Annotated in this window: 1 protein-coding gene; it reads right to left on the bottom strand. The window is 65.9% G+C overall.

Features of this window, described 5'->3' with window-relative positions; translation table 11 throughout:
* A partial coding sequence (locus JW499_RS22120) for a hypothetical protein (protein ID WP_205212562.1) occupies positions 1–258 on the bottom strand: 258 nt, incomplete at both ends.

Here is a 258-nt window from a genome sequence, read left to right as displayed (position 1 = left end):
CCGCCGCTTCGGCGCTGTCGCCCGCACCAATGCTGGTGGCGAAGTCAACGGTCTGATCCGCTGCGGCATCGCCGGTACGGGTCACGGTGAAGGTCATTAAGCCGCCTTCACTGATCTGCACGTCATCTACGCTGAAGCCGGTACGGTCATCATCCGGGGTGCCCGGACCGGCAGGGTCGAAGGGACCCGGGCCGGTGCCGTCATCAAGGATAGTACCGGTGCCGGTCGCGGTGGAGATAGTCGCACCGTTGGTCGGCG

It is taken from the genome of Amphritea pacifica, assembly GCF_016924145.1.
GTDB classification, from domain to species: Bacteria; Pseudomonadota; Gammaproteobacteria; order Pseudomonadales; family Balneatricaceae; genus Amphritea; species Amphritea pacifica.
The sequence above is the reverse complement of the archived record's forward strand: the minus strand, read 5'-3'. Positions and strand labels throughout refer to the sequence as shown.